The sequence below is a fragment of the Caballeronia sp. ATUFL_M2_KS44 genome (assembly GCF_023630965.1).
Lineage (GTDB): Bacteria > Pseudomonadota > Gammaproteobacteria > Burkholderiales > Burkholderiaceae > Caballeronia > Caballeronia concitans.
In genome coordinates this window covers 1-246 of record NZ_JALQEA010000110.1, presented here as the reverse complement: position 1 = coordinate 246, position 246 = coordinate 1, and the positions used below count along the sequence as shown (strand labels likewise).

Genomic DNA, 246 nt, shown 5'->3' with positions numbered 1-246 from the left:
GGTGAATGAGCGCAGCGAAATACACTCGGAGGGAGACCCGTGATGGCGAAGCACACAACCTACATGTCGCCGACTGATCTCGAACATCCAGCGACGCAAGGTCCACAAAACGAACAGATCGACCGCGCCAGGCTCGAGCACTCGGTGATCAGCGCGCGGGCGTGGGAGGGCTTCACCATCACGACCGAGGACGGTCGCCCGGCGACGCTAGCCGTGGTCGATGACGCCGGTCACATCGTCGAGAGT

The 246-nt window shown here is 62.6% G+C and carries 1 pseudogene; it reads left to right on the top strand.

Annotation, left to right across the window (positions count from 1 at the left end):
- Positions 1-42: 42 nt before the first annotated feature.
- A pseudogene (locus tag NCR39_RS29580) lies at positions 43-246 on the top strand (hypothetical protein); the annotation flags it as partial.